The sequence below is a fragment of the Gordonia sp. LUNF6 genome (assembly GCF_047041125.1).
Classification (GTDB): domain Bacteria; phylum Actinomycetota; class Actinomycetes; order Mycobacteriales; family Mycobacteriaceae; genus Gordonia; species Gordonia sihwensis.
This window is the reverse complement of the sequence record NZ_CP178181.1, coordinates 3,375,405-3,398,416: the sequence shown is the minus strand read 5'-3', so window position 1 is coordinate 3,398,416 and position 23,012 is coordinate 3,375,405. Positions and strand designations below refer to the sequence as shown.

The following is a 23,012-nucleotide window of genomic DNA, read 5'->3' as shown; positions in this document are numbered from 1 at the left end:
AGTACCCTCGTGCCATGACCGCCACCGTCGCCCAAGTCGCCGCCGCCAAGTACGTCATGCTGACCACCTACAAGAAGGACGGCACCCCCGTGGCATCGCCGCTGTGGGCGGCGCCCGACGGTGACGACATGCTGCTGTGGACGGTCGGCGATTCGTGGAAGGTGAAGCGGCTGCGCCGCAACAACAATGTGCTGGTCCAGGCGTGCAACGCGAGCGGGCGCAGCACCAGCGGACCTCAGGTGGCCGGGCTCGGCGAGATCGTCGACCGGCAGCGAGCCGTCGACGCGATCATCCGCAAGTACGGGCTCATCGGCCGGCTGACCATCTGGGGATCGTCGTTGCGCCGGGGCGCTTCGGCGACGGTCGGGATCCGCGTCCGCGACGTGCTGTAGATCCCCGAAGGGCCTGTCGTGCGAGCGTGCCCCAGGCCGGTTGGGCGAGCGTTCTCCAGGCTGGTTGAGCGAGCGTTCTCCAGGCTGGTTGCGCGAGGTGTCCTGAGGCTTATTGAGCGAGGGTGCCCCAGGCTTGTTGTGCGAGCTTTCTCCAGGCTTGTTGAGCGAGCGAAGCGAGTCGAAACCCTCACCCGCCCCGCGCCAGCAACGACAGCGTGACCCGCACATACGCCTGTGCGGCCGTGACGAGTTCGGACAACGACACCGATTCGTCGGGCTGATGCGCCTGCCCGTTGATGTCGCCGGGCCCCATCACGACGGTGGGGATGCCGAGGGCGGTGCTGATCCAGCCGCCGTCGCACGCGGCGGTCCAGCCGCCGACACGGGTGGGCGCCCCGGAGTCGGCGACGGCCTGCGCGGTGGCATCGACGATCGGATCGTCGGCCGGGGTGGCGAAGCCGGGCAGGTACATCGTCGGAGTCACCGAGACGGCGACACCGTCGGACTCGATGCCCGCGGCGCGGATCTCCTCCGACAGGCGCCTGCCGATCTCATCGACGTCTTCGCCGGGCATCAGCCGACGGTCGACGCCCATCGCGCAGGTCGGGGCCACCACTGAGATGCCCTGTCCGCCGTCGATGGTCCCGACGTTCCACGTTCCGTAGCCGAGCAGCGGATCCGGGTCCGCGGCCATGCGGCGCTGGTCGGCGTCGATCAGCTCGATCACCCTCGCCGCGGCGAGGATCGCGCTCGCGCCGTCGCTGGGGCGGCCGGAGTGCGCCGCGCGGCCGGTCACGGCCACATCGAAGTACGACGCGCCACGGCAACCGCGAACCACCTCGAGCCGGGTGGGCTCGGCGACGATGCATCCGAGGTACTCGCCGGAAGGCGGATCGGCGACCAGATGCCTCACCCCGACCCCGTGTTCCTCCTCGTCGACGGTCACCACCAGGCGGACCGGTCCGGAGACCTCGACGCCGCCGTCGACGGCACGCGCGACGACCTTCATCGCCGCCACCACGGCGGCGATGCCGCCCTTCATGTCGGTGGCGCCGCGTCCGACGATCAGATCGCCGTCACGACGTGGCACGAACGGATCGCCCGTCCAGCCGGGCCCGGGCGGAACGACGTCGGAGTGCCCCAGGAACATCAGACCCGGGCCGGCGGCGTCGCCGTTGACCGTCGCGATCAGATTCGGCCGGCCGGGCGCGGCCTCGGAGACCTCGACGTCGAACCCCGCTTCGCGGCACGCATCGGCCAGAACCGCGACGGTCGACTCCTCGCTGCCACCTGGGTTGACGCTCGCCTCGGCGATCAGCGCACACGTCAGCGCCTCGACCTCGGCGGCGTCGACAGCGGCTGCCAGAGCGTCGACGACGTCTCGACTGACAGTCCTCATCGTCGGCCTTTCTCCTTCAGCTTCGAGTCGTCGGGCGCACAGGGAGCCCTCGATAGTAGGCTATGCCCGATGGCCATTGTGTATTTCGTGATTGCGGTGCTCGCGCTGTTGGGTGCGGGCGCCCTGTTGTGGCTGGACCGGAACCGGTCGCAACAGGTTCACCACCAGCGTGCTGTGTGGGGCGAGACGCATTCCTTCAAGTTCCGCGAGACCGACAGCAAGCTTCGCACCGTGTTCCATCGTGCCGCGATGGACGTGCCGGAGCACGTCCGGGTGCGCGATGTCGCCTACGGCGTCTACGAGGGTGCCGAAGCCGTGGTCTTCGACCTCGAAGACACGTCGACCATCGTCGCGGTGCGTCGTCCGGCCGCGTCGGCGGTGACCGTGGACCTGCGCTACGAGGATGTGCTCGCGCCCGCGGAAGACGATGTGGATCTGCTCGGCGCGATGGGATCGCGCGTCATGTTCGCGAGCAATCTCGACGCCGCACGCCGGATCTGCGACCGCCGCATGGTGACACTCGCCACCGACACCCCGGCCTACGTCGAGATCCTGTGGAACGAGGGCAACTGGGCGCTCGGCGCGATGCCGGTGACGGTGGAGGACGAGCGTCTCGACGTCGCACTCGACGCCGTTCGCCGCTTCGCGGATCTGCTGCGCGTGCTGCCGCCCGCCGTGGTGCCGCAGGACGCGCCCGACCCGCGCGATCCGCACGGTCCCACCAACGAGGAACTGGCCGACGAGAAGACCGAGTCTCTGCGCGACAAGGAGCGTCGTCGCCGGATGGAGGCATCGGCATCACAGCCGGCCCCGCGGCCGGAGCCGCGCCCGTCTCGGCTGGACGCGACACCGCGCCCGCCCGACTCCGCGGGCACCTCGCGGATCGAGCCGATCCGGCGGCCTGCGCCGCGACCGGTCGCCGATCCCCGCACGTCCCGGGAGCGTTTCGCTCCGCCGGACCTTCCGCCGCTGAACGACCCGCGCGAACGCTGATCCGCCAGCCCGGACCCCTGACCTCTCGAAGCCCTCTTAGGAGCTGGTGACCCATGTCGGCATCCGATGCCACCCCCGCCGTCGACGGCGCCGCGCGCGCCCGCCTCGCCGAACTGGTGACCGAACTGGCCGTCGTGCACGGCAAGGTCACGCTGTCGTCGGGCAAGGAAGCCGACTACTACGTCGACCTGCGTCGCGCGACGCTGCACTCGGAGGCCTCACGGCTGATCGGTCAGCTGATGCGAGAGCTGACCGCGGACTGGGACTACGCCTCCGTCGGCGGACTCACGCTCGGCGCGGACCCGGTCGCGACGTCGATCATGCACGCCGACGGTCGGGCCGTCGACGCGTTCGTGGTGCGCAAAGCCGCCAAGACGCACGGCATGCAGCGCCGGATCGAGGGCCCGGACATCGCGGGGCGTCGCGTGCTGGTGGTCGAAGACACGTCGACCACCGGTGCGTCGCCGTCGCAGGCGGTCGAGGCCGCGCGCGAGGCCGGTGCCGAGGTGGTCGGGGTCGCGACCGTGGTGGATCGTGCGACCGGCGCAGACGATGTCATCACCGCGCTCGGTGTGCCGTACCGGTCGCTCCTCGGGCTGGCCGACCTCGGCCTTGCCTGACCGGCCCGACGACGCCGTCGGGCCCACCGAGTGGGTCACCGGTGTCGGTCCAGCCGTCGGTGTCGGCCCGTGGCTCGAGGAATGCGAGGGACCGCTGCCCGGTGACCCCCGCTACGACCGCACGCTCCTCGCGGAGGGGGATCGGCGCAACGTCGTCGACGCCTACCGCTATTGGACCCGCGAGGCGATCGTCGCGGACCTCGACACGCGTCGCCACGAGTTCCACATCGCCATCGAGAACTGGGGACACGACGCCAACATCGGCACGGTGGTGCGGACCGCGAACGCCTTCCTCGCGGCCGAGGTGCATATCGTCGGACGCCGCCGCTGGAATCGGCGCGGCGCCATGGTCACCGACCGCTACCAGCATCTCCGGCACCACTCCACCGTCGCCGACCTCATGGAGTGGGCTCGCGCGGAGCATTTGACGGTGGTCGCTGTCGACAACACACCCGGCGCGGCGGCGCTGGAACGCACCGAACTCCCGCGGCGGTGCGTGCTGGTGTTCGGCCAGGAGGGACCCGGCGTCAGCGACGAGACGCAGGACAGCGCCGATCTCACGGTCTCCATCGCGCAGTTCGGGTCCACCCGCAGCATCAACGCGGGCGTCGCCGCGGGCATCGTCATGCACTCGTGGATCGCCCAGCACGCCGACCTCGATCAGGCGTGGTGATCGGCTTCCGGTTCGCCGTTCATCCGCGCTTCAGACGGGGTGGTTCAGCGCGTCGATCACCTGCTGGATGCAGTCGGACGGGCGGTCGTTGATCATGTGCCAGTTGAACTGCAGTTCGCGCCACCCGAGTGACTGAAGGTGGTTCGCCTTGGCGAGGTCGTTTCCGTGGCGCCGCGGATCGCGGTGAAAACTCCAGCCGGAGATCTCGACGGCCAGCCGGTGGTCGGGCCAGGCGAAGTCGAGTCGCCACCCGCCGGTCGGGAACTGCTGCACCCACCCGTCGAGTCGCCACTGCCTGAGTAAACGTGCGAAGAGTCGCTCGGCCTCGGACTCGCTGTCGGACCCCGCGATGCGGACGAGCCCGCGGGCTTCGCGGATCCCGACCAGACCGGCGTGGTCGGTGAGCGCGCGCTCCAGGTCGGCGAGCCGGACCTGCCGGGTCTGCAGCATGCGGTCGAGGAATGCGGTGCCCTCGGCGAGTTCGACAGCGGTCATCAGTGCGGTCAGCGGCTTGTGTGTCAGCGACAGCCCGCGGACCCGGGTGAGCGATTCGGGACGGTACACGCGGCGCACGGCACGGACGCCGACCGGCCACTCGAGGGAAGGCGCCTGCGACCGGCACGAGAGGGTGAGATGCGTCGGCAACTGATCCACCATGCCGTGCCACCACGCGGCGGTGGTCCGGTCGGCGACGCCGCGGTGCGCGAGAACCGCTGCGCGGACCATCGCGGCCTCAGTGAAGTCGTTCGCCGCCGATCGGTAGACGCCCCGCGCCAGGGCGGACCACTCGCCGCGCTCGATCCTGCCCTGGATCTGCCTGCGGGTCAGCCCCAGCTCGATCGCCTGCGTTGCCGTGATGACGCCGTCGTGCGCCGCCAAGTAGGCCGCGACGTCCCCTGTATCCCCCACATCTGATTAGACGCGGCGGAGTGCCGTTCGGTTCCACTGCGAATCCTGTCGAGTTGGTACCCGCCACGGGTACCAACTCGACAGGATTCACGGCTCGGCCGAGATCAGTCGAGTTCGACCGGGCTCTCGCTCTTCTGGATCCGGCGACGGCGCAGCCACTCGAAGACCATCGGCAGCACCGAGATCAGCACGATCACGATGAAGATGGGCTCGATGAGCTTCTGGATGATCTCGAACTGGCCCAGCCAGTAGCCGAGCAGGACGATGCCCGCGCCCCAGACGATCGCGCCCACCACGTTGTAGATCGTGAAGACGGCGAACTTCATCCGCGCGGCGCCGGCGACGATCGGGGCCAACGTGCGCACGATGGGTACGAAACGCGCCAGGAAGATGGTGATGGGTCCGTGCTTCTCGAAGAACTCGTGCGCCTCGTCGAGGTAGCGCTGCTTGAGGAAGCGCGCATCCGGCTTGAACATCGACGTCCCCGCGTAGCGGCCGATCCAGTAACCCACCTGGCCACCCAGGATGCCCGCGATCGGGACGCCGATCAGCAGAGGCCACAGGGTGAGGCCCGAGTCGGCGACCTTGGCTGCGTTCTCGCCCGCCTCGCCTGCGGCGATCAGACCAGCGACGAACAGCAGCGAGTCGCCCGGCAGCACCGGGAACAGGACGCCCGACTCGATGAAGATGACGAGGAGCAGACCCCAGAATGCGGCCGCTCCGAAGTACCCGATCAGATTGAACGGATCCATGAAGCCGGGCATCAGTGCCACGTTCGTCGTGGTCTCGGCAAGCAGAGTGTCGATCACAGGCCCCGATCCTACCGGCAGTCGCTTCGAGAACCCTTAACGATGTCCTTGGCAGGGGACCGGCCCGGCCCGGCGAGGCAACCGTCATACTGGATCGGACAGCTAACAATCGAGTGGAAAACATCCACTGGCTCTCTTAGGACGTGAGAATGCCTATCGCAACCCCCGAGAAGTACGCCGAGATGCTGGCCAAGGCCAAGGCGGACGGTTACGCGTTCCCTGCCATCAACTGCACCTCGTCGGAGACCGTCAACGCGGCCATCAAGGGATTCGCCGATGCCGGCAGCGACGGCATCATTCAGTTCTCGACCGGCGGTGCTGAGTTCGGTTCGGGTCTGGGTGTCAAGGACATGGTCACCGGTGCCGTCGCCCTCGCCGAGTTCGCCCACGTCGTCGCCGAGAAGTACGACGTCACCATCGCGCTGCACACCGACCACTGCCCCAAGGACAAGCTCGACGGCTTCGTCCGACCGCTGATCGAGATCTCCCGCGAGCGTGTCGCGAAGGGGCAGAACCCGCTGTTCCAGTCGCATATGTGGGACGGCTCGGCCATCCCGATCGACGAGAACCTCGAGATCGCGAAGGAACTGCTCGCCAAGACCAAGGAGGCGAACATCATCCTCGAGGTGGAGATCGGCGTCGTCGGCGGCGAAGAGGACGGCGTCGAGAACGCCATCAACGACAAGCTCTACACCTCGGTCGAGGACTTCGAGAAGACCGTCGACGCGCTCGGTACCGGCGAGAACGGTAAGTACCTGCTCGCCGCCACGTTCGGCAACGTCCACGGCGTCTACAAGCCGGGCAATGTGAAGCTGCGCCCCGAGGTCCTCAAGGAGGGCCAGGACGCCGCGGTCGCCAAGCTCGGTCTCGACGCGTCGGCCAAGCCCTTCGACTTCGTCTTCCACGGCGGCTCCGGCTCGCTCAAGAGCGAGATCGAGGAGGCCGTCGGCTACGGCGTCATCAAGATGAACGTCGACACCGACACCCAGTACGCGTTCACCCGCCCGGTGGCCGGTCACATGATGACCAACTACGACGGTGTGCTCAAGGTGGACGGTGAGGTCGGCAACAAGAAGGTCTACGACCCGCGCAGCTACCTGAAGAAGGCAGAGGCCTCGATGGCCGAGCGCGTGGTCGAGGCGTGCAACGACCTCGGGTCGTCCGGCAAGTCGATCGGCCGCTGACCGGCCGGGCCGCACGCGCCCGATACGAGATGAGACGGTCCCCCGGAGCGATGCTCCGGGGGACCGTCTCGTGAAGTGCGGGACCGCGGGCGTTACGGCTTCAGGCAGACCTTCCATTCACCGTCGATCTGGTGAAGCGTGATCTGCGCGGGCGCGGTCTTCGAAGGATCGTTGCTCGGGTACATGTCGACGCCGACGCGTGCGGTGTCACCGTTGATCTGGACGGCCTTGACGTCGTCGAAGGTCATCAGCTCATTGCGGTTCTTCTGGGCTTCGAAGGCCTTCTGGAAGTCGGCGTCGGAGACCTTGGAGTAGTACGCGTAATCCGCGCCGCAGGTCACCTCGCGCAGCTTGCCGAGGTCACCCGAGGTCATCGCGCTCCGGTAGTCCTTGGCGGCGTCGGCCACCTTGTGCTCCGGTGAGCTGCCGACCAGCGCATACCAGAGGCCGACCGCGATCGCCGCGATGACGATGACCGCGGCGACGAGGAGGCCGATCAGCTTGCCACGGCTGCGCTTGCGCTGCGTTTCGGCCGGCGCGACCACCTGCGGCGCGGGCTTGGCCTGTGCGGGCCGACCCGCAGGTGCGGCGGCGGCACCGGCTGCTGCGGCTCCGGCTGCGACAGCCGCGGGCACCGCCATCTCGGTGGTCGGCGCCTCCGATGCCGGCACCTCGACGGGCTGATCGGCCGGGGCGGCGACCTCGACGGTCGGGGCCGAGGCTGCATCCGTGTCGGAGGGCGCCTCGTCATCGGTGGCCGTCGGCGTCGCGGACTGATCGTCGGCGGGCAGGTCGATGGACTGCTCCACCAGATCGGCCTTCACCAGATCGACCTTCGCGTCGGTGCCGGCGTCCACCGCGTCACCGGTGGCCGCGTCGCCGGCCGAGAGCGCGTCTCCGACAACGGTCTCTTCGACGAGTGCGCCCTCCGCCTGCGGCGTCGCTCCCTGCGGGGCGGCCTGAGCCGGAATCTTGAAGGCCTTGGTGGGCGTCTCGGAATTGCCGCCGCCCTGAGGAGCCGGGGCGTCCTCGAGCTTCTTGACCGGGGTCGGCTCTGCAGTCATCTGTGCGTCTGTTTCCTTCGTGTCTGTTTCCTTCGTATCCGCTTTGCCCTGCTCGCGCTGGGCACGGAAAGCACCGACCACCTTGTCGATGGCAGCCGAAGTGTCTTTGTCCGAATCAGACATCTGCTCAATTTCCAATGTTCGTCGGGGACAGTACTGCTAGACGCGCAGCGTCAGGATATCGGACCTGTCGGTCTCGAGCTTCTCCGGAGCGTCCCACTCAGGTGATTGAATGATTACGTGACGTCATTTGGAGATCTCCTCGGACCCCCGCCCACCCTGCTGCCGGGAGACGACGAAGCGGAGTCGGCTCTGCTGAACGGAACCGATCCCGCGGCCGTCGCCGCCGCGCACCCGTCGGCCTCGATCGCCTGGGCCCATCTGGCCGAGGCGGCGCTCGACGGCGCGTTGGACGGCCCCGAACCGGACATCGCACGGGTCGTGGCCGCATACGCCTACGCTCGCACCGGTTACCACCGCGGCCTCGATCAGCTGCGGCGCAACGGCTGGAAGGGTTTCGGTCCCGTCCCGTGGAGCCATGAGGAGAACCGTGGCTTCCTGCGCTGTGTGGGGGCGCTGGCACGTGCCGCGCAAGCCGTCGGCGAGGAGGACGAGTACCTGCGGTGCCTCGACCTGTTGAACGACAGCGATCCCCGCGCGATCGCCGAACTGGGGCTGGACTGACACCGACGGTCGTGGTGTGAGTGCACGAGGCCGCTGAAGAACCGGAGTCCAAGGCGTCGTTCCGCGACCTGGGGTCGCAGGGCGTGCAGCGACTGCCGTCGGTCCTGCGCGTTCGGGTGCGCAGACTGTGGCTGTCGCTGGTGCCGATCGCGCAGTGCGCCATCGCCGCGGGGCTGGCCTGGTTCGTGGCCTTCGACCTACTTCACCACGCTCGGCCGTTCTTCGCGCCGATCGCGGCGGTGGTGTCCCTCGGGCTGTCGCTGGCCCGCCGCTGGCGTCGTTCGGCGGAGCTGATCGTCGGGGTCTCCATCGGGATCCTCGTCGGCGACCTGGTGGTGACCCAGATCGGATCCGGTGCGTGGCAGATCACGGTTGTGGTCGCGGCGGCGATGGCCCTCGCGGTGTTCGTCGACGGCGGCCCGATGCTCCCGACCCAGGCGGCGTCGTCGGCGGTGCTCATCGCAACACTGCTGCCGCCCGGCGGTGCGGCGAGCTATCAGCGTGCGGTCGACGCGCTGGTGGGCGGCTGCATCGGCCTGCTCGTGGGGGCGCTGGTGCCGGTGAATCCGGCTCGGCGGGCGCGCCGCGACGCCGCGGGCATTCTGAACACTCTGCGCGATCTGAGCCACGACCTCGCCGAGGCGCTCCGCGCGCGGGACGAGGACGCGGTCTATCGGGTCCTTGCGGCGGCCCGTGGCACCCAGCCCGCCGTCGACGGCCTCCGGGCCGACATTCTGGCCGGGCGTGAGGTCGGGACCCTCTCACCGCTGTACTGGGCTTCGCGCGACCGTTTGCGCAAGATCGCCGCGACCGCCGATCCGATCGACAACGCTGTCCGCAACTTCCGCGTGGTCACGCGGCGGGCGCTGGGGCTGACGCAGCGCGGGGTGGCGGTGGAAGAGCCGATGATCGACATCATCGAGGACATCGGCGGACTGTTCGAGACCCTGCGCGCGATGATGCTCGCCGAGCCCGGTCAGCCGCCGGATCCGGCAGACGCCGCGCGCGAGGTGCGCTCGGTGGTGCGCAGAGCGCGCACGTCGCTGGCCGACCACGTCGAGGACCTCTCGGAGGCCGCGCTGCTGGTGGAGTTGCGCTCGCTTCTGGTGGATCTGTTGATGGTCGCCGGACTCAAGCGTTCGTCCGCCATTGCGCAGTTGCACCTGAACAAATGAGTACTCGAGATCACCAGACGCAGCACTCTTGTCATATATGCAAAAGTTCGCATATATTGAGGTCATGGGTGCTGATCACGAACACGGCCACAGTCACGGCCCGACCGCGGCAGACTTGGCACGACCGGACGCGGGGCATCGGCGGATCTGGCCGCTGGCGGTGTCGCTGGGCCTGATCGGCACGTTCTTCGTCGTCGAACTGGTCACCGGCCTGCTGTTCGGCTCGCTCGCCCTCGTCGCCGACGCCGGGCATATGGCGACCGATCTGGTGGCACTGACGATGGGGCTGGTGGCACTGTTGCTCGCCCGCCACGGCCGGGTGACCGACGGCCGCAGCTTCGGGTGGTACCGCGCGGAGGTGTTCACCGCCGTCCTCAACGCAGTGCTGCTGCTGGGCGTCGGCGTCTACGTGCTGTACGAGGCCGTCGTCCGACTCGGGACGAATCCGGAGGTGCCCGGCGGGCCGATGATCGTGGTGGCGCTGCTGGGGCTGGCCGCCAACGTGATCGTCATGTACCTGTTGCGGGCCGACTCGGGCACGTCGCTCGCGATTCGCGGGGCCTACCTGGAAGTGCTCGCCGACGCGGTTGGCAGCGTCGGGGTGCTCATCGCCGGTGTGGTCGCGATGACCACCGGCTGGGGATATGCGGACCTGATCGTCGCGGTCTTCATCGCACTGTGGGTGGTGCCGCGCGCGGTGAAGCTCGCGCTCGACGCACTCAAGATCCTGAACCAGCAGGCGCCGTCCCACGTCGACCTGGACGAATTGCGTGCCGACCTCGCCGCCCTGCCCGAGGTGCAGGACGTGCACGACCTGCACGTGTGGTCGGTGACGACCGGCATGGACGTGGCGACGGTGCATCTGAGCAGCACCGGAGATCACTGTGCCGCGCTCACTGCCGCGCAGCGGGTCTTCGCCGAACGCGGCCTCGAGCACGCCACAGTCCAGGTGGAACGTCCCGGCGACCGCTCCCAATGCGAAAGTCTCACCTGGTGAGAGCGGACTGAACGTCTCGACCCGAAGTGCGGAGCAGCGCCTACAGCCAGAACGCGAACAAGCGGATCCCGTACGAGACGAACGCCGGGCTGATTCCGAAGGCCTCGAACGCGTGGTAGACGAGGCCGAAGAACGCGGAGTTCAGCTGCGGGATGAACAGCAGCAGGAACAGGATCAGGAAGCCGAAGGGTGCGATCTTCTCCGCCGCCTGACGGACGTTCGCAGGCAGATGCGGTTCGAGCGCGCCGTAACCGTCGAACCCGGGCACGGGCAGGATGTTGAGCAGCGTCGCCGACAACTGCAGGAATGCCAGTGCGGCGGTGGCGGCCCAGAGGTTCAGGTTCGCGGTGGTGGGAGTGGTCGACGCGAGTGCCGCCAGAAGCGCCAGTCCGAGGACCAGGTTGGTCGCCGGGCCGGCCAGCGACACCTTGGTGCGCTGCGCGGGGGTGAAGGCCGCGGTGTTGAGGTAGACCGCTCCGCCGGGGAAGCCGATGCCGCCGAGCGCGACGATCAGCAGCGGCAGGGCGATCGACAGCCCCGCGTGGGTGTACTTGCGCGGATCGAGAGTCAGATACCCGCGGACTTCGGCCGACCGATCGCCGTAGCGGAAGGCGGTGAACGCGTGCGCGAACTCGTGCAGAGACAACGAGATCACCCATCCGCTCAGCACGAAGAGCAGGGCGCCGAACATGCCGAGGGCGCTGCGTTCCGCGCCGGACCGCAGCAGCAGGTACACGCCGACGGCGAAGGCCGCGCACAGCCCGAGGAACACCGGTCCGGGTCGAACGGACTTGAGGGCCGCGGTGGTCGGGGTGGTCACGGTCGCACCAGTCTCCAGTCGATGTGATGCCGATAGAAGGTGGATCGCTTCACGACGCGGTCGGTCAGTTCGCCTTCGCGCTCGACCACGAGGTTGGTGCCTCCGGTCTGAACCGCCCGGCCGCTCTTCCATCCGCCGGGCAGCGCCCGGGCGCGGCGGCCGCGGACTCCGGGTTCGACGGTCAGTGGCTCGATCTCCACCGCGCGGACGGTGCCGTCGAAGATCGTCGCCGAGTCGGCGATGCACTCGCCGTGCAGCTTCTCGCCCGCTGCCCCCAGATGTCGTGCCCGTCCGACGAGGACTGTCGCGGCATCGTCTCGGATGAGTGGAAGCTGCTGCGCCGTACCGGTTTCGGCGAGACGCATCGCGGCATCGCCGTGCGGTAGACCGTAGTTCCCGGTAGCGGCGGTGACGTGCGGTGCGACGTAGGCCACCTCGACGTCGAGACGTTCGAGCTTCATCAGGGCGGCGACGACCCGCGCTAAGAACGCGTCCGGCGCCATCGCATCGGAGTCGGTGGGGGCCACCACGATCCGGGGGGCGGCGCCGGCGGAAGCGGTGGCGGCGGAGCCGGCCGACGGGTCGTCGAGCAGGCCGGCGAGGTGGCGGGTCAGGGCGGACGGTACTTCGTCGCCGGGGCTGACCGTGATCAGCAGAGAGGGCACCTACCCAGGCTATACGGCAGCGGGGACCAACATTTCGACCGCGACCCAGTAGGGTGGGCACGTTAGGAGGAGCACCTGATATGGCTGCGATTGTGCTGATCGGCGCCCAGTGGGGCGACGAAGGCAAGGGTAAAGCGACGGATCTGCTGGGCGGGAAGCTGCAGTGGGTGGTGCGCTACCAGGGCGGAAACAACGCGGGACACACTGTGGTCCTGCCGAACGGCGAGCAGTTCGCGCTGCACTTGATTCCGTCGGGGATTCTGACGCCCGGTGTCAAGAACGTCATCGGCAACGGCGTCGTCGTCGACCCGAGCGTTCTGCTCACCGAGCTCAAGGGGCTGGAGGACCGCGGCGTCGACACGACTTCGCTGATGCTGTCGGCCGACGCGCATCTGCTGATGCCGTACCACGTCGCCATCGACAAGGTCACCGAGCGCTTCCTGGGCAACAGCAAGATCGGTACCACCGGTCGCGGCATCGGGCCCTGCTACCAGGACAAGATCGCCCGCGTGGGCGTCCGCGTGGCCGACGTGCTCGACGAGAAGATCCTCGCGCAGAAGGTCGAGGCCGCGCTCGAGATCAAGAATCAGATCCTCACCAAGATCTACAACCGCAAGGGTCTCGACCCGCAGCAGGTGGTGGACGAGACGCTGGAGCTGGCCGAGGGGTTCAAGCACCGGATCGCCGATACCCAGCTGTTGCTGAACCAGGCGCTCGAACGCGGTGAGACCGTGTTGCTCGAAGGTTCGCAGGGCACGCTGCTCGACGTGGACCACGGCACCTACCCGTACGTGACGTCGTCCAATCCGACCGCCGGCGGCGCGTCGGTGGGCGCGGGCATCGGGCCCACCAAGATCACGACGGTCCTGGGCATTCTGAAGGCGTACACCACGCGCGTCGGTGAGGGCCCGTTCCCCACGGAGCTCTTCGACGAGTGGGGCGAGTACCTGGCCAAGACCGGCGGCGAGGTCGGCGTGACCACCGGACGTGCCCGTCGCTGCGGTTGGTTCGACGCCGTCATCGCGCGGTATGCGACCCGCGTCAACGGCATCACCGACTACTTCCTCACCAAGCTCGACGTGCTGTCGAGTCTGGAAGAGGTCCCGATCTGCGTGGCCTACGAGGTCGACGGCGAGCGGGTGGAGGACTGGCCGATGACACAGACCGGCATCCATCACGCCAAGCCGATCTACGAGACGATGCCCGGTTGGTGGGAAGACATCTCCGGCTGCCGTACCTTCGACGAACTGCCCCAGAATGCGCAGAACTACATCCACCGGCTCGAGGAGCTGTCGGGTGCGCGCATCTCGTGCATCGGCGTCGGCCCCGGGCGTGACGAGACGATCGTCCGGCATCAGCTCGTCTGACCGGCGACCTCGATGAACGAGCCGCGCGGGCTCAGTCGCGACTACGGGTCGACGCTGCTCGGTGCGGTCGATGAGGGGCCGCGCAGGCAGCGCATCCGGATCCAGCTGCTCCTGACGACGACCATCGTCGGGGCGCAGTTGATCGGGATCGTGGTGGCGATCTCGCTCGCGCTGGTCGGTATCCCCGACCCCTCGTTCCTGCGCGGCGATCTCGTATGGGTCAACTTCCTGGCCCTGCCGGTGTACATCGTGTGTTCGCTGGCACTGGGCGTGCTGGTCGGCACGGTGATGACGGTCCGGTCACTCAAGTGGTCGATGCGCGACCAAGTGCCGACTCGGGACGACGCGCGGCGCACCGCGTGGGCGCGCCGTCGGCTGACTGCGCTCCAGGCACTCCTGTGGGTGGGTGCCGCGGTGATGCTGGGTATCTGGTACGGCGTGGTCGACCCGATCCTCATCCCGAAAGTGGTGCTCATCGTTCTGATGAGTGGCATCGTCGTGATCGCCATCGTCAACATCTTCGTCGACGTGCTGCTGCGGCCGGTGTACGCCAAGCTCATGCAGGCGGGTTTCTCCGTGCGCGGCAGCTCCGTCCGGTCGCGAGCCCTCAGTGCGTGGCTCATCGGCACCGGCGTCCCGCTGAGCGGCGTGTTCATGGTGGTGCTGTTCGCGGCCACCAGCGGTCGCTCGTCGTTGGTCGGCGTGTTCGTTTCGGTGACGGTGCTGGTGGCGGTGGCTGCCGCAGTCGGCCTGCTCGCGATGTTCCTGTTCTCCTGGGATGTGACCGGACCGATCCGCAACGTTCAGGCCGGAATGAGCAAAGTCCGCGGCGGAGACGTCAGTCCGGCCGTCGACCTCGTCGTCTACGACGCCTCCGAACTGGGGGAACTGCAGTTCGGGTTCAACAGCATGGTCGCGGGACTGCGCGAGCAGGAGCGAGTGCGCGACATCTTCGGACGTCACGTCGGCCGCGACGTGGCCGCGCAGGCGCTGCGAAGCGATCCGGAGCTCGGCGGCGCCGAGCGGACCGTCGCGGTGATCTTCGTCGACGTCATCGGCTCGACGACACTGGCCACCGAGCACACACCGACCGAGGTGGTAGCGGTGCTGAACCGCTTCTTTCAGCAGGTTGTCGAGGCGGTGGAGACGCACCGGGGCCTGGTGAACAAGTTCGAGGGAGACGCGGTCCTGGCGATCTTCGGCGCGCCCCTGGAGATCGACGATCCCGCGGGCGCAGCGCTGGCCGCGTCGCGCGAGATCGCCGATCGTCTCGCCCGCAACGTGCCGGAGTTGAAGGCGGGTATCGGGGTGAGCTTCGGGACCGTGGTGGCCGGGAACGTCGGCGCGATTCAGCGGTTCGAGTTCACGGTGATCGGCGACCCGGTGAACGAGGGCGCACGACTGTCGGAGGCCGCCAAAGAGGCTCCGCACCTGCCGTTCGCGTCGGAGCGGGCGGTGGCGGCGGCAGGGGACGACGAGGCGCGTCTATGGTCGCCGCGCACCGCGCTCGTCCTGCGCGGACGGTCGGCTCAGACACGGATCTACACTCCGACCAGCCGGCGCACCGACTCCGGCAGCGGACGGTCGGAGGACCATTCGGCCGCGCGCGGCACCCCGTAGCCGCTGGTGAACGGAATCACGCCGCACCACGCGGTGACCTCGTCGTCGGGGCGGACGACGCCCTCGCCGGCATTCGCCTTGTAGACCCACTCGCCCTCCTCGATCCGCAGAACCGTCACATTGGTGGCCGCGATCTCCCGTTTCGTCATCGGACGTACCTCGTCGTTCCGGCCGGGTGTGAGTAGGTCGGTGAACCGGGTCAGCAGTTCGGCGCGGTCGTCGGCCCGTGCGTTCTCCAGTCGGCCGTAGACCACCGCCGAGCGGAAATGCACGGTGGAGTCGAATGTCGAGTTCGCGAGGACGAGGGCGTCCATCGCGGTGACGCAGAAGGCCGAGCGCTGATCGGCGGGGCGGCGTGATCCCATCACTCCGGCACCGGTGGATCCGTGCAGGAGGATGCGGTCGCCGTCGCGCACATGCAGGGTGGGCACGCTGCGTACGGCGGCGGTGCCTCCCTCACCGAAGGCCGTGGACAGCACTCCCCACCACTGCTGGTCGAGGAGACGGTCGAGGCTGTCGCGGTCGGTGCTCTGGCGGTCGCGCTTGCGGGTCAAGTTCTCCATGACTCCAGTACAGAGCCATACTGGACTTGAGAGAAGATCCAGAATCGAGCAATTCTGGAGACCAGTATCGATGGTGGTCGGGCCTCGGATGTCAGAGGTCGGTCGCCGGAAGGCGAGGTGACGTCGTGGCGCGGACTCCCCGGGACGTCCATCTGCCGATCAGTCTGCCCACGCCGGTGCGGAGCAGACGATTGGTGGATGAACTCCTCGCCGCAATCGTCGACGGCCGGCTCGCCGAGGGCGACTGGCTGCCGTCCACCCGAGTGCTGGCCCGGCAACTGAGCTGCTCGCGATCGGTGGTGACCGGTTGCTACGACGAACTGATCGCGGCCGGCTTCCTCGACGGGATCCCCGGTGCGGGCACACGGGTGCGTGCCGGTGCGCGCGCGGCGGTACGGCTCGGCGCGAGATCGCATGTGACGGAGGAATCGGCGCCCGTCGTCGTGCGTGGGGAGGGTGCGGTTCCGCGGATCATCGGAGATCTGCGGCCCGGGGTGCCGGACGGTTCGCTGATCGACGCGCGTCGGTGGCGCAGCTGCGTGCGGGCGGCGACGTGGACGCCCGAGCCGTCGACGGCCGGGACGACGGCTCTGACGGCCGCACTGGGGGAGCACCTGCGCAGGCATCGAGGGGTGCACGCCGAAGAGATCCTGCTGACTCCCGGATCGTCATGTGGGTTCGCACTGCTCGGCGAGGCGGCGTGGGACTCGGGGATTCGGCGCGCCTTCGTCGAAGCGCCCGGATACGCGGAGGCGCAGCGGGAACTCGCGCGCGCCGGTTTCTCGGTGGAACCGGTGGAGGTGGACGCGGACGGCGTGTGTGTCGGCCGGCTGCCGGACGATCGCTGCCTGGTGTACACGACGCCTGCGCACCAGTATCCGCTCGGCCACCGGATGTCGGTGGATCGACGCGCGCGATTGGTGGAGTGGGCGCGCCGGACCGGCTCGGTGATCATCGAGGACGACTACGACGGCGAGTTCCGGTACGACGTTCCGCCGCTGCCCGCTCTGCAGGCACTTCCCGGTGCGCGCGAATTCGTGGGGTATGTGGGCACAGCGTCGAAGACGCTCACCGTCGGGTTGGCGGTCGCGTGGACGGTGCCGCCGGGCGTGCTGTCCGACGCCGTAGGGCGGAGGTACGCCGAGCGTGCGTGGTCGGTGGCGGAGCCGGTGGCGGGCACCCTCGCGGAGTTCATCTCCCGCGGCCACCTCGCGACGCATCTGGCGAAGGTCGCCCGCACCTATCGTGATCGACGAAATGCGTTGTCGGCGGCGGTGATTGAGCGCTGTCCGGAGATGCCGATCATCGGCGTCGACGCCGGGCTGCACGCGACGATCGTGATCGACCGCGTTCCGGGAGCCCAGGTGCGTGATCGACTGGAACGATCGGGATGGCTGGTGCGCGCCGTCTCCGACTACCCGTTGGCAGACAAGCAGTCGGTGGACGGGGTCGTCGTCAGCTACGCACGATTGACGCCGGCGTCGGCGGTGAGATTCGCCGAGGCGCTTCGGCGGGCTGTGCCAGAGGTTTTGTCGGAGGGCGGCGGTATGATTCGAACATAGAAGCACAGCAGAAGTGTTTTCGGACACTGTGCAGGTCGAAAGGGGGTGGGTTCGATGGTCACGTCGGAGGTGCTGCTGCCGGACGATCCGGCCGCTCTCGCCCGCCTGTTGGAGGCTGCGGCGACCAAGTTCGCGTCGCTGCCGCTGTCCGCGGTGACCGAAGACGCCCTGCTGGAAACTGTCGAGACCTTGGAGCGTACGCATCGTCGTCTCGACGGTGTCGACGCCGCGGTGCTGGTGGAGGTCTCCGACCGGGCCGTGTATCGCAAGGCGGGGTATTTGTCGGTGCATCAGTATCTGGCGCAGGGGTTGCGGCTCGGTGACGGTGCCGCCCGCCGCCGACGTGTCAGTGCCGCCGGGATCGGACGGTTCACCGACCTGCAAGGCCAGACCCGCGAACCGGTACTGCCGGCGACCGCGGTCGCGGTGGGCGAGGGTGCGATCGGTGCCGACCACGTCCGCGAGATCGACGCCGTCATGGACAAGATCCCCACCGCCATCGACGCCGACACCCGAGCACGCGCCGAGGCACAGCTGGCGTGGGTCGCCCGCGAGTTGAGTCCGGCCGGTGTCCGCACCGCCGGCATCCGACTGCTGGCGCACCTGGATCCGGACGGGACCGTCACCGACGAACGCGACCGCAAACGCCTGCGCGGCTTCGCTGTGCTGCCGCAGGATCTGCGGTTGATGAGCAAAGTCCGCGGGTATCTGACTCCGGCGTTGCGGGCGGAAATGGAAGCCGCACTGCCGTCGTGGGCCGCACCGGGGATGAACAATCCCGACGACCCGGATTCCCCGTCGGGGACCGTGGAGTCGGCGGACCCGGCCGCTCTGGCGGCCGCGGTGGAGCGTGATACTCGCACGCCGGGGCAGCGCACCCATGATGGTCTGCAGGCGCTGCTGCGCGCCTCCCGCAGTGGTGTTGGGGGTGGTCGGCGGGCCGGTGATCTGGTCATCACTGTCACCGACCGGGAGTTGGCCGAGCGGGCCGGGGTGGCGTTGACCGGGACCGGGACTCGGGTGCCGGTGGCGGAGTTGATCGAAGTCGCCGCCACCGCAACCCCGCACCTGGCCGTCTTCTCCGCCCACACCGGGCAAGCCCTCTACCTCGGACGAGGTCGTCGGCTCGCGTCGCGGGCACAGCGGTTGATGCTCTTCGCCCGCGACCGCGGCTGCACCGCCCCCGGCTGCGACGCCCCGTTCACCCGCACCCAAGCCCATCACTTCCCCGACTGGGCCGACGGCGGCCCCACCGACATCGACCACCTCGGCGCCGCATGCGGACGCCACAACCGCTCCGTCGGCCCCCGCCCCGGCCAATGGCAGACCACCATCCTCATCGACGGACCCCACGCCGGCCGCATCGCCTGGCGACCCAGCGGCATAACCAGCCGCGGCGGGACAAGACCGCCCGGATGGCGGATCAACCAGATCCACCACGCCGAACTCCTCCCGGACCACCAACCCCAGCCGCCGCCCGAACCGGGCGAATCCCGGATCGAGAACTACCTCGACACACTCCTGGCCGCCTGACCGGACACACCCGGCCCGGGAGCATGCGGCCAGCGGCCTCAGCGGAACTCGGCAGCAGTGAATGAAGTTCCTCCGACGGCACGATGATCTGGGTTGCAGTCGTTCGGTATTACGAGCCGATCCTGCTGCGCTGCCGCCAGCAGGCTCCAGTGCTCCTTGACCCCGGCGGCCGCACGAGGTGCACGCCACTCGGTCATACCCCCAGCGTAGAACGTGTGCGTTCGGTGCACCGCCCGCTCACGAGGTCATTCGGCCGAGCGAGCGCCGACCGTCTCCGGAGCTGTGCACCCGTAGAATCCGGGGCATGGTTGCAAAGGTGATCGGAACTCCGCTGAGTCCGACCGCGGTGAAGGTGTTGCTGCTCGGCTCGGGCGAACTCGGCAAGGAGGTCACGATCGCGCTGCAGCGGTTCGGCGTCGAAGTGATCGCCGTTGATCGCTACGCCGACGCCCCGGCGCACCAGGTGGCGCACCACGCCGAGGTGATCGACATGATGGATCCGGACCAAGTGCGCGCGGTGATCGACAAACATCGCCCGCACTACGTGCTCCCGGAGATCGAGGCCATCGCAACCGAAGCCCTGGAGCGAGTGGAAGCCGAGTCGATCGCCGAAGTGATCCCGAGTGCGAAGGCCGTCTCCGCGACTCTCAATCGCGAGCGCATCCGGCGGCTGGCCGACGAAGAACTCGGCCTGCCGACGTCCCCGTACCTTTTCGCGGGATCGCTCGAGGAGATGCGCGCGGCGGCCGGGAGCATCGGATTCCCGTGTGTGGTGAAGCCGGTGATGTCGTCGTCGGGCAAGGGGCAGTCGGTCCTTCGCGGCCCCGAGGACGTCGACGCGGCGTGGGAGGCGGCCCGGACCGGAGCCCGAGTCAACAACGACCGCGTGATCGTCGAGGGGTTCGTCGAATTCGACTACGAGATCACTCTTCTCACGGTCCGCGCCGTCGACCCGGCCACCGGGCGACTGGCCACGTACTTCTGCGATCCGATCGGCCACCGCCAGGTGGACGGAGACTACGTCGAGAGTTGGCAGCCGCAGCCGATGAGCCCGGCCGCCTACGACATAGCGCGTTCGATCGCGGCCCGGATCGCGACCGCGATGGGCGACGGGGTCGCCACCGGCAGGGGAGTGTTCGGCGTCGAACTCTTCATCAAAGGCGACGAGGTCTACTTCTCGGAGGTGAGCCCGCGCCCGCACGACACCGGTCTGGTCACCATGGCCACGCAGCGCCTGTCGGAGTTCGAACTCCACGCTCGAGCCGTCCTCGGACTGCCGGTGAACACGATTGCCCGTGCGCCCGGCGCCTCGGCGGTGATTTACGGCGAGCACGAGGACACGGCCATCGGATTCGCAGGCGTCGCCGACGCCCTCGCCGATCCCGACGTGGATCTGCGCCTGTTCGGTAAGCCCGAGAGCTACGCGCGCCGGCGGATGGGGGTGGCGGTGGCGACCGCACCCACGATTGAGATCGCGCGCGAGAAGGCCACGCGCGCAGCGGGACTGGTGACGCCTCTGCGCGCGGACCACGACGCGGAGACGCCGACCGAGATCAAGCCGATTCCGCAGACCGCGCCGTCGCCGGCCGACGAGACCGATACCGAGGCGATGGAGGCGGGAACTCAGGCGATCCGGGTTCCGGAGCGCCCGATTCGGCGCGAGGCGCCCCCGATGCCCCGACCTCCGATGCCTCAGGGACCTCCGCAGCGTCCTGGACCGATGGCGCAGCCGGGACCGCGCGGACCGGTGGGGCCCGGTGGCCAGCGACCGGCCGGACCCCCGCCCCCTCGACCCGGGCGGATCCCGCCGGGTATGAGCTGATCCGCCGGCACCGACGATCCGCTACACCGAGGACTTGCGTGCCGCCTGCACGATCATGAAGACGAGGAACGGTCCGCCGACCGCCGCGGTGACCACGCCCACCGGCAGACCGTCGGGCAGGACCGTGCGGCACACGATGTCGGCGGCCAGGACGATGCACGCCCCGACCACGCCCGAGAACACCGGCGTGGGTTGAGAACTGCGGGCCAGGCGGACGGCGATCTGCGGCGCGGCCAGGCCCACGAAGGCGATGGGCCCGGCCGCCGACACCGCGAGCGACGCGACCACCACGGCGGTGAGCAGCGTTCCGTAGGTGACGACGCCGAGACGTACGCCGAGCGCACGGGCCACGTCGGGCCCGAGGCCGCTGACGGCGAGCGTGCGCGCGATGATCGCGGTCCAGACGATTCCGATGGCCGCGGCCACCGCCACCGGCGGCACCGAACTCCAGCCGGTATTCGCCAGCGAGCCGATGATCCACGTCTGCGCGCTCGCGGCGTCGTGCAGGTCCGCACGTGACATCAGGTATCCGACCGCGGCCTGCATCATCCAGGTCATCCCGACACCGATGAGGATGAGGCGCAGTGTGCTGGTGACCACCTGGCCCTTGGTCCAGGCCAGCACGTACATCAGCGCCGCGGTCGCGAGGCCGCCGATCAGCGCCGACAGCGGCACGCCGAGGTTCGCGAAGAAGCCGCCGAATCCGGTGCTCGCCGAGGTCAGGGCAAGTACGGCACCGGCACTCGCGCCGGTGGTGATGCCCAGCATGTCCGGGACGGCGAGCGGGTTGCGGGTGATCACCTGTGTGAGGCAACCGGCGAGACCGAGGCCGAAGCCGGCCAGCGCCGCCACGAGCACACGCGGCAGCATGTCGTCGAAGATGACGATGTTCTCGGCGACGCGGCCGCCGCCGAGCAGAATGCGCGCCACATCGACGGGCGTGGTGAACCCCACCGACAGCCCGATCAGGAAGAGGACCAGCGCGAGCAGGGCGCCGGCGAGGGAGCAGGCCGCGAGTCTGCGGCGGACGACCCATCGGGCGCTGCCGACGCCGATCGTGATGGGCGGGCGAACGGTGGCGGTCATACGGTCGGGAGCCTCCTGCGTCGGACCATGATCATGAGCATCGGCCCGCCGATCAACGCCAGCACCACGCTCACCTGTGCCTCGCCCGGCCGGGCGATGACCCGGCCGATGACATCGCAGACCAGGATCAGAAGTGCGCCGGCGAGTGCCGAGTAGGGGACGATCCAGCGGTAGTCGGGCCCGGTGAACGCGCGAGCGATATGGGGAACGATCAGCCCGAGGAACACGATCGGCCCGCACGCGGCGGTCGCGGCCCCGGCGAGGAGCGCGATGCCGATGATGCCGGTGACCCGGATGAGACCGACGCGACCGCCCAATGCCGTCGCCATGTCGTCGCCGAGGCTCATCAGGTTGAGGAACCATCCGCCCGCGAAGGCGAGAACCAGTCCCACCACGATGAAGGGCAGCGTGGTCCACAGCACGTCGGCGCCGCGGCCCGAGACGGCTCCGACGTTCCAGAACCGCCAGGTGTCGAGGGTGGCGCCGTCCGAGAGGACGAGTGCGGAGGACTCCGCCGTGAGACACGCGCTGAGCCCGGCTCCGGCCAGCACGAGTGTCAGCGGCGACGATCCGGTGACCGTCGACAGCCCGAACACCGCCGCCGCGGCGACGAACGCGCCCGCCAGCGCCAGGACGGTGTTGGCCAGAGGGCCGGAGGTACCGAAGACGAAGACCCCGGTGACCACCGCGCAGGCAGCGCCCGCGTTGATCCCGAGCAGACCGGGGTCGGCGAGCGGATTGCGCGTATGCCCTTGCGCGAGTGCGCCGGCCGCGCCGATCGCCAGTCCCACCACGAGACCGAGCACCGTGCGGATCAGCCTGCTGTGGACCAGAACTCCGAGCCCGTCGGGACTGCTCGATCCGTGCAGCAGTGCGTTCAGGACCTCACCCGGCGGCACGTCGCGTGTGCCGATCGCGATCGATGCGACGAACGCGATGCCTATGGCGACCACCAGAACGACGGCCCCGATCACCTTTTTCACAAAGGCATACCTTACCTAAGTCATGGCGCCGAACCCGGCCCGGGGCAGGTCTGGCGATGGTCTCAATCCTGTGCGTCTCCTGAACGATTGGG

22 protein-coding genes are annotated in these 23,012 nt (G+C 68.8%); 13 read left to right on the top strand and 9 right to left on the bottom strand.

Going from position 1 to position 23,012, the window contains the following annotated elements; all coding sequences use genetic code 11:
* Positions 1–14: 14 nt before the first annotated feature.
* On the top strand, positions 15–392 hold the full coding sequence (locus tag ACK8HH_RS15925) for a PPOX class F420-dependent oxidoreductase (RefSeq protein ID WP_006896127.1): 378 nt from the start codon (positions 15–17) through the stop codon (positions 390–392).
* 187 nt (positions 393–579) lie between these two features.
* Here ACK8HH_RS15925 and ACK8HH_RS15920 read toward each other — a convergent pair whose 3' ends face one another.
* Positions 580–1,791: a M20 family metallopeptidase gene (locus ACK8HH_RS15920; protein WP_412475332.1), complete on the bottom strand. Its 1,212-nt coding sequence runs from the start codon at positions 1,789–1,791 to the stop codon at positions 580–582.
* Between the two features lie 69 nt (positions 1,792–1,860).
* On the opposite strand from ACK8HH_RS15920, the gene ACK8HH_RS15915 reads away from it, so the two are divergent.
* Genes ACK8HH_RS15915 through ACK8HH_RS15905 form a run of 3 tightly spaced genes read left to right on the top strand, consistent with a single transcriptional unit; the run spans position 1,861 to position 4,077 of the window.
* Positions 1,861–2,784 (top strand): hypothetical protein, encoded by a 924-nt coding sequence (locus ACK8HH_RS15915; RefSeq protein WP_006896129.1) that lies wholly within the window; start codon positions 1,861–1,863, stop codon positions 2,782–2,784.
* Positions 2,785–2,837: 53 nt separating this feature from the next.
* Positions 2,838–3,404 carry an orotate phosphoribosyltransferase gene (gene pyrE / locus ACK8HH_RS15910; RefSeq protein ID WP_006896132.1) on the top strand — a complete coding sequence of 189 codons (567 nt, stop codon included), beginning with the start codon at positions 2,838–2,840 and terminating at the stop codon, positions 3,402–3,404.
* Entirely contained in the window at positions 3,397–4,077 is a 681-nt protein-coding gene (locus tag ACK8HH_RS15905) for a TrmH family RNA methyltransferase (protein ID WP_006896133.1), read from the top strand. The genes pyrE and ACK8HH_RS15905 overlap by 8 nt, the downstream gene beginning before the upstream one ends.
* A 30-nt stretch (positions 4,078–4,107) precedes the next feature.
* Here the strand turns inward: ACK8HH_RS15905 and ACK8HH_RS15900 are convergent, their stop codons facing one another.
* Together ACK8HH_RS15900 and ACK8HH_RS15895 are read right to left on the bottom strand one after the other, a co-directional pair.
* On the bottom strand, positions 4,108–4,986 hold the full coding sequence (locus tag ACK8HH_RS15900) for a DUF559 domain-containing protein (RefSeq protein ID WP_375003542.1): 879 nt from the start codon (positions 4,984–4,986) through the stop codon (positions 4,108–4,110).
* A gap of 104 nt (positions 4,987–5,090) precedes the next feature.
* Positions 5,091–5,795 carry a DedA family protein gene (locus tag ACK8HH_RS15895; protein WP_006896135.1) on the bottom strand — a complete coding sequence of 235 codons (705 nt, stop codon included), beginning with the start codon at positions 5,793–5,795 and terminating at the stop codon, positions 5,091–5,093.
* Between the two features lie 149 nt (positions 5,796–5,944).
* On the opposite strand from ACK8HH_RS15895, the gene fbaA reads away from it, so the two are divergent.
* Positions 5,945–6,979: a class II fructose-bisphosphate aldolase gene (fbaA, locus tag ACK8HH_RS15890; protein WP_062366561.1), complete on the top strand. Its 1,035-nt coding sequence runs from the start codon at positions 5,945–5,947 to the stop codon at positions 6,977–6,979.
* 92 nt (positions 6,980–7,071) lie between these two features.
* Here the strand turns inward: fbaA and ACK8HH_RS15885 are convergent, their stop codons facing one another.
* Positions 7,072–8,043 carry a hypothetical protein gene (locus ACK8HH_RS15885; protein WP_233500157.1) on the bottom strand — a complete coding sequence of 324 codons (972 nt, stop codon included), beginning with the start codon at positions 8,041–8,043 and terminating at the stop codon, positions 7,072–7,074.
* Between the two features lie 240 nt (positions 8,044–8,283).
* On the opposite strand from ACK8HH_RS15885, the gene ACK8HH_RS15880 reads away from it, so the two are divergent.
* From ACK8HH_RS15880 to ACK8HH_RS15870, 3 genes are all read left to right on the top strand, one after another.
* On the top strand, positions 8,284–8,727 hold the full coding sequence (locus tag ACK8HH_RS15880) for a DUF3151 domain-containing protein (RefSeq protein ID WP_006896138.1): 444 nt from the start codon (positions 8,284–8,286) through the stop codon (positions 8,725–8,727).
* Between the two features lie 20 nt (positions 8,728–8,747).
* Positions 8,748–9,902 (top strand): FUSC family protein, encoded by a 1,155-nt coding sequence (locus ACK8HH_RS15875; RefSeq protein ID WP_006896139.1) that lies wholly within the window; start codon positions 8,748–8,750, stop codon positions 9,900–9,902.
* 64 nt (positions 9,903–9,966) lie between these two features.
* Entirely contained in the window at positions 9,967–10,899 is a 933-nt protein-coding gene (locus ACK8HH_RS15870) for a cation diffusion facilitator family transporter (RefSeq protein WP_006896140.1), read from the top strand.
* Between the two features lie 40 nt (positions 10,900–10,939).
* Here ACK8HH_RS15870 and ACK8HH_RS15865 read toward each other — a convergent pair whose 3' ends face one another.
* Together ACK8HH_RS15865 and ACK8HH_RS15860 are read right to left on the bottom strand one after the other, a co-directional pair.
* On the bottom strand, positions 10,940–11,719 hold the full coding sequence (locus ACK8HH_RS15865; protein ID WP_006896141.1) for a site-2 protease family protein: 780 nt from the start codon (positions 11,717–11,719) through the stop codon (positions 10,940–10,942).
* A complete protein-coding gene (locus ACK8HH_RS15860) occupies positions 11,716–12,375 on the bottom strand; it encodes a hypothetical protein (RefSeq protein WP_412475738.1) in 660 nt (219 codons plus the stop codon). Before ACK8HH_RS15860 ends, ACK8HH_RS15865 begins: the two co-directional genes overlap by 4 nt.
* A gap of 89 nt (positions 12,376–12,464) precedes the next feature.
* Between ACK8HH_RS15860 and ACK8HH_RS15855 the strand changes: the two genes are divergently transcribed.
* Positions 12,465–13,751: an adenylosuccinate synthase gene (locus tag ACK8HH_RS15855; RefSeq protein WP_006896143.1), complete on the top strand. Its 1,287-nt coding sequence runs from the start codon at positions 12,465–12,467 to the stop codon at positions 13,749–13,751.
* A gap of 12 nt (positions 13,752–13,763) precedes the next feature.
* On the top strand, positions 13,764–15,371 hold the full coding sequence (locus ACK8HH_RS15850) for an adenylate/guanylate cyclase domain-containing protein (protein WP_006896144.1): 1,608 nt from the start codon (positions 13,764–13,766) through the stop codon (positions 15,369–15,371).
* Here ACK8HH_RS15850 and ACK8HH_RS15845 read toward each other — a convergent pair.
* A complete protein-coding gene (locus ACK8HH_RS15845) occupies positions 15,293–15,934 on the bottom strand; it encodes a pyridoxamine 5'-phosphate oxidase family protein (RefSeq protein ID WP_006896145.1) in 642 nt (213 codons plus the stop codon). The two genes, ACK8HH_RS15850 and ACK8HH_RS15845, sit on opposite strands and share 79 nt — an antisense overlap.
* 125 nt (positions 15,935–16,059) lie before the next feature.
* Between ACK8HH_RS15845 and ACK8HH_RS15840 the strand changes: the two genes are divergently transcribed.
* From ACK8HH_RS15840 to purT, 3 genes are all read left to right on the top strand, one after another.
* Positions 16,060–17,496 carry a PLP-dependent aminotransferase family protein gene (locus ACK8HH_RS15840; RefSeq protein WP_412475331.1) on the top strand — a complete coding sequence of 479 codons (1,437 nt, stop codon included), beginning with the start codon at positions 16,060–16,062 and terminating at the stop codon, positions 17,494–17,496.
* Positions 17,497–17,550: 54 nt separating this feature from the next.
* Positions 17,551–19,029: a DUF222 domain-containing protein gene (locus tag ACK8HH_RS15835; protein ID WP_412475330.1), complete on the top strand. Its 1,479-nt coding sequence runs from the start codon at positions 17,551–17,553 to the stop codon at positions 19,027–19,029.
* Between the two features lie 304 nt (positions 19,030–19,333).
* Positions 19,334–20,851 (top strand): formate-dependent phosphoribosylglycinamide formyltransferase, encoded by a 1,518-nt coding sequence (gene purT / locus ACK8HH_RS15830; protein WP_278125078.1) that lies wholly within the window; start codon positions 19,334–19,336, stop codon positions 20,849–20,851.
* A 21-nt stretch (positions 20,852–20,872) separates the two neighbouring features.
* On the opposite strand, the gene ACK8HH_RS15825 is transcribed toward purT, so the two are convergent.
* Together ACK8HH_RS15825 and ACK8HH_RS15820 are read right to left on the bottom strand one after the other, a co-directional pair.
* Positions 20,873–21,937 carry a FecCD family ABC transporter permease gene (locus ACK8HH_RS15825; RefSeq protein ID WP_222111716.1) on the bottom strand — a complete coding sequence of 355 codons (1,065 nt, stop codon included), beginning with the start codon at positions 21,935–21,937 and terminating at the stop codon, positions 20,873–20,875.
* On the bottom strand, positions 21,934–22,920 hold the full coding sequence (locus ACK8HH_RS15820; protein ID WP_412475329.1) for a FecCD family ABC transporter permease: 987 nt from the start codon (positions 22,918–22,920) through the stop codon (positions 21,934–21,936). Before ACK8HH_RS15820 ends, ACK8HH_RS15825 begins: the two co-directional genes overlap by 4 nt.
* Between the last annotated feature and the right edge of the window lie 92 nt (positions 22,921–23,012).

Coding starts and splice junctions, on each gene's coding strand:
- ACK8HH_RS15925 (WP_006896127.1), top strand. CDS start 15: ATGACCGCCACCGTCGCCCAAGTCGCCGCCGCCAAGTACGTCATGCTG.
- ACK8HH_RS15920 (WP_412475332.1), bottom strand. CDS start 1,791: ATGAGGACTGTCAGTCGAGACGTCGTCGACGCTCTGGCAGCCGCTGTC.
- ACK8HH_RS15915 (WP_006896129.1), top strand. CDS start 1,861: ATGGCCATTGTGTATTTCGTGATTGCGGTGCTCGCGCTGTTGGGTGCG.
- pyrE (WP_006896132.1), top strand. CDS start 2,838: ATGTCGGCATCCGATGCCACCCCCGCCGTCGACGGCGCCGCGCGCGCC.
- fbaA (WP_062366561.1), top strand. CDS start 5,945: ATGCCTATCGCAACCCCCGAGAAGTACGCCGAGATGCTGGCCAAGGCC.
- ACK8HH_RS15885 (WP_233500157.1), bottom strand. CDS start 8,043: ATGACTGCAGAGCCGACCCCGGTCAAGAAGCTCGAGGACGCCCCGGCT.
- ACK8HH_RS15870 (WP_006896140.1), top strand. CDS start 9,967: ATGGGTGCTGATCACGAACACGGCCACAGTCACGGCCCGACCGCGGCA.
- ACK8HH_RS15855 (WP_006896143.1), top strand. CDS start 12,465: ATGGCTGCGATTGTGCTGATCGGCGCCCAGTGGGGCGACGAAGGCAAG.
- ACK8HH_RS15850 (WP_006896144.1), top strand. CDS start 13,764: ATGAACGAGCCGCGCGGGCTCAGTCGCGACTACGGGTCGACGCTGCTC.
- ACK8HH_RS15845 (WP_006896145.1), bottom strand. CDS start 15,934: ATGGAGAACTTGACCCGCAAGCGCGACCGCCAGAGCACCGACCGCGAC.
- ACK8HH_RS15835 (WP_412475330.1), top strand. CDS start 17,551: ATGGTCACGTCGGAGGTGCTGCTGCCGGACGATCCGGCCGCTCTCGCC.
- purT (WP_278125078.1), top strand. CDS start 19,334: ATGGTTGCAAAGGTGATCGGAACTCCGCTGAGTCCGACCGCGGTGAAG.
- ACK8HH_RS15825 (WP_222111716.1), bottom strand. CDS start 21,937: ATGACCGCCACCGTTCGCCCGCCCATCACGATCGGCGTCGGCAGCGCC.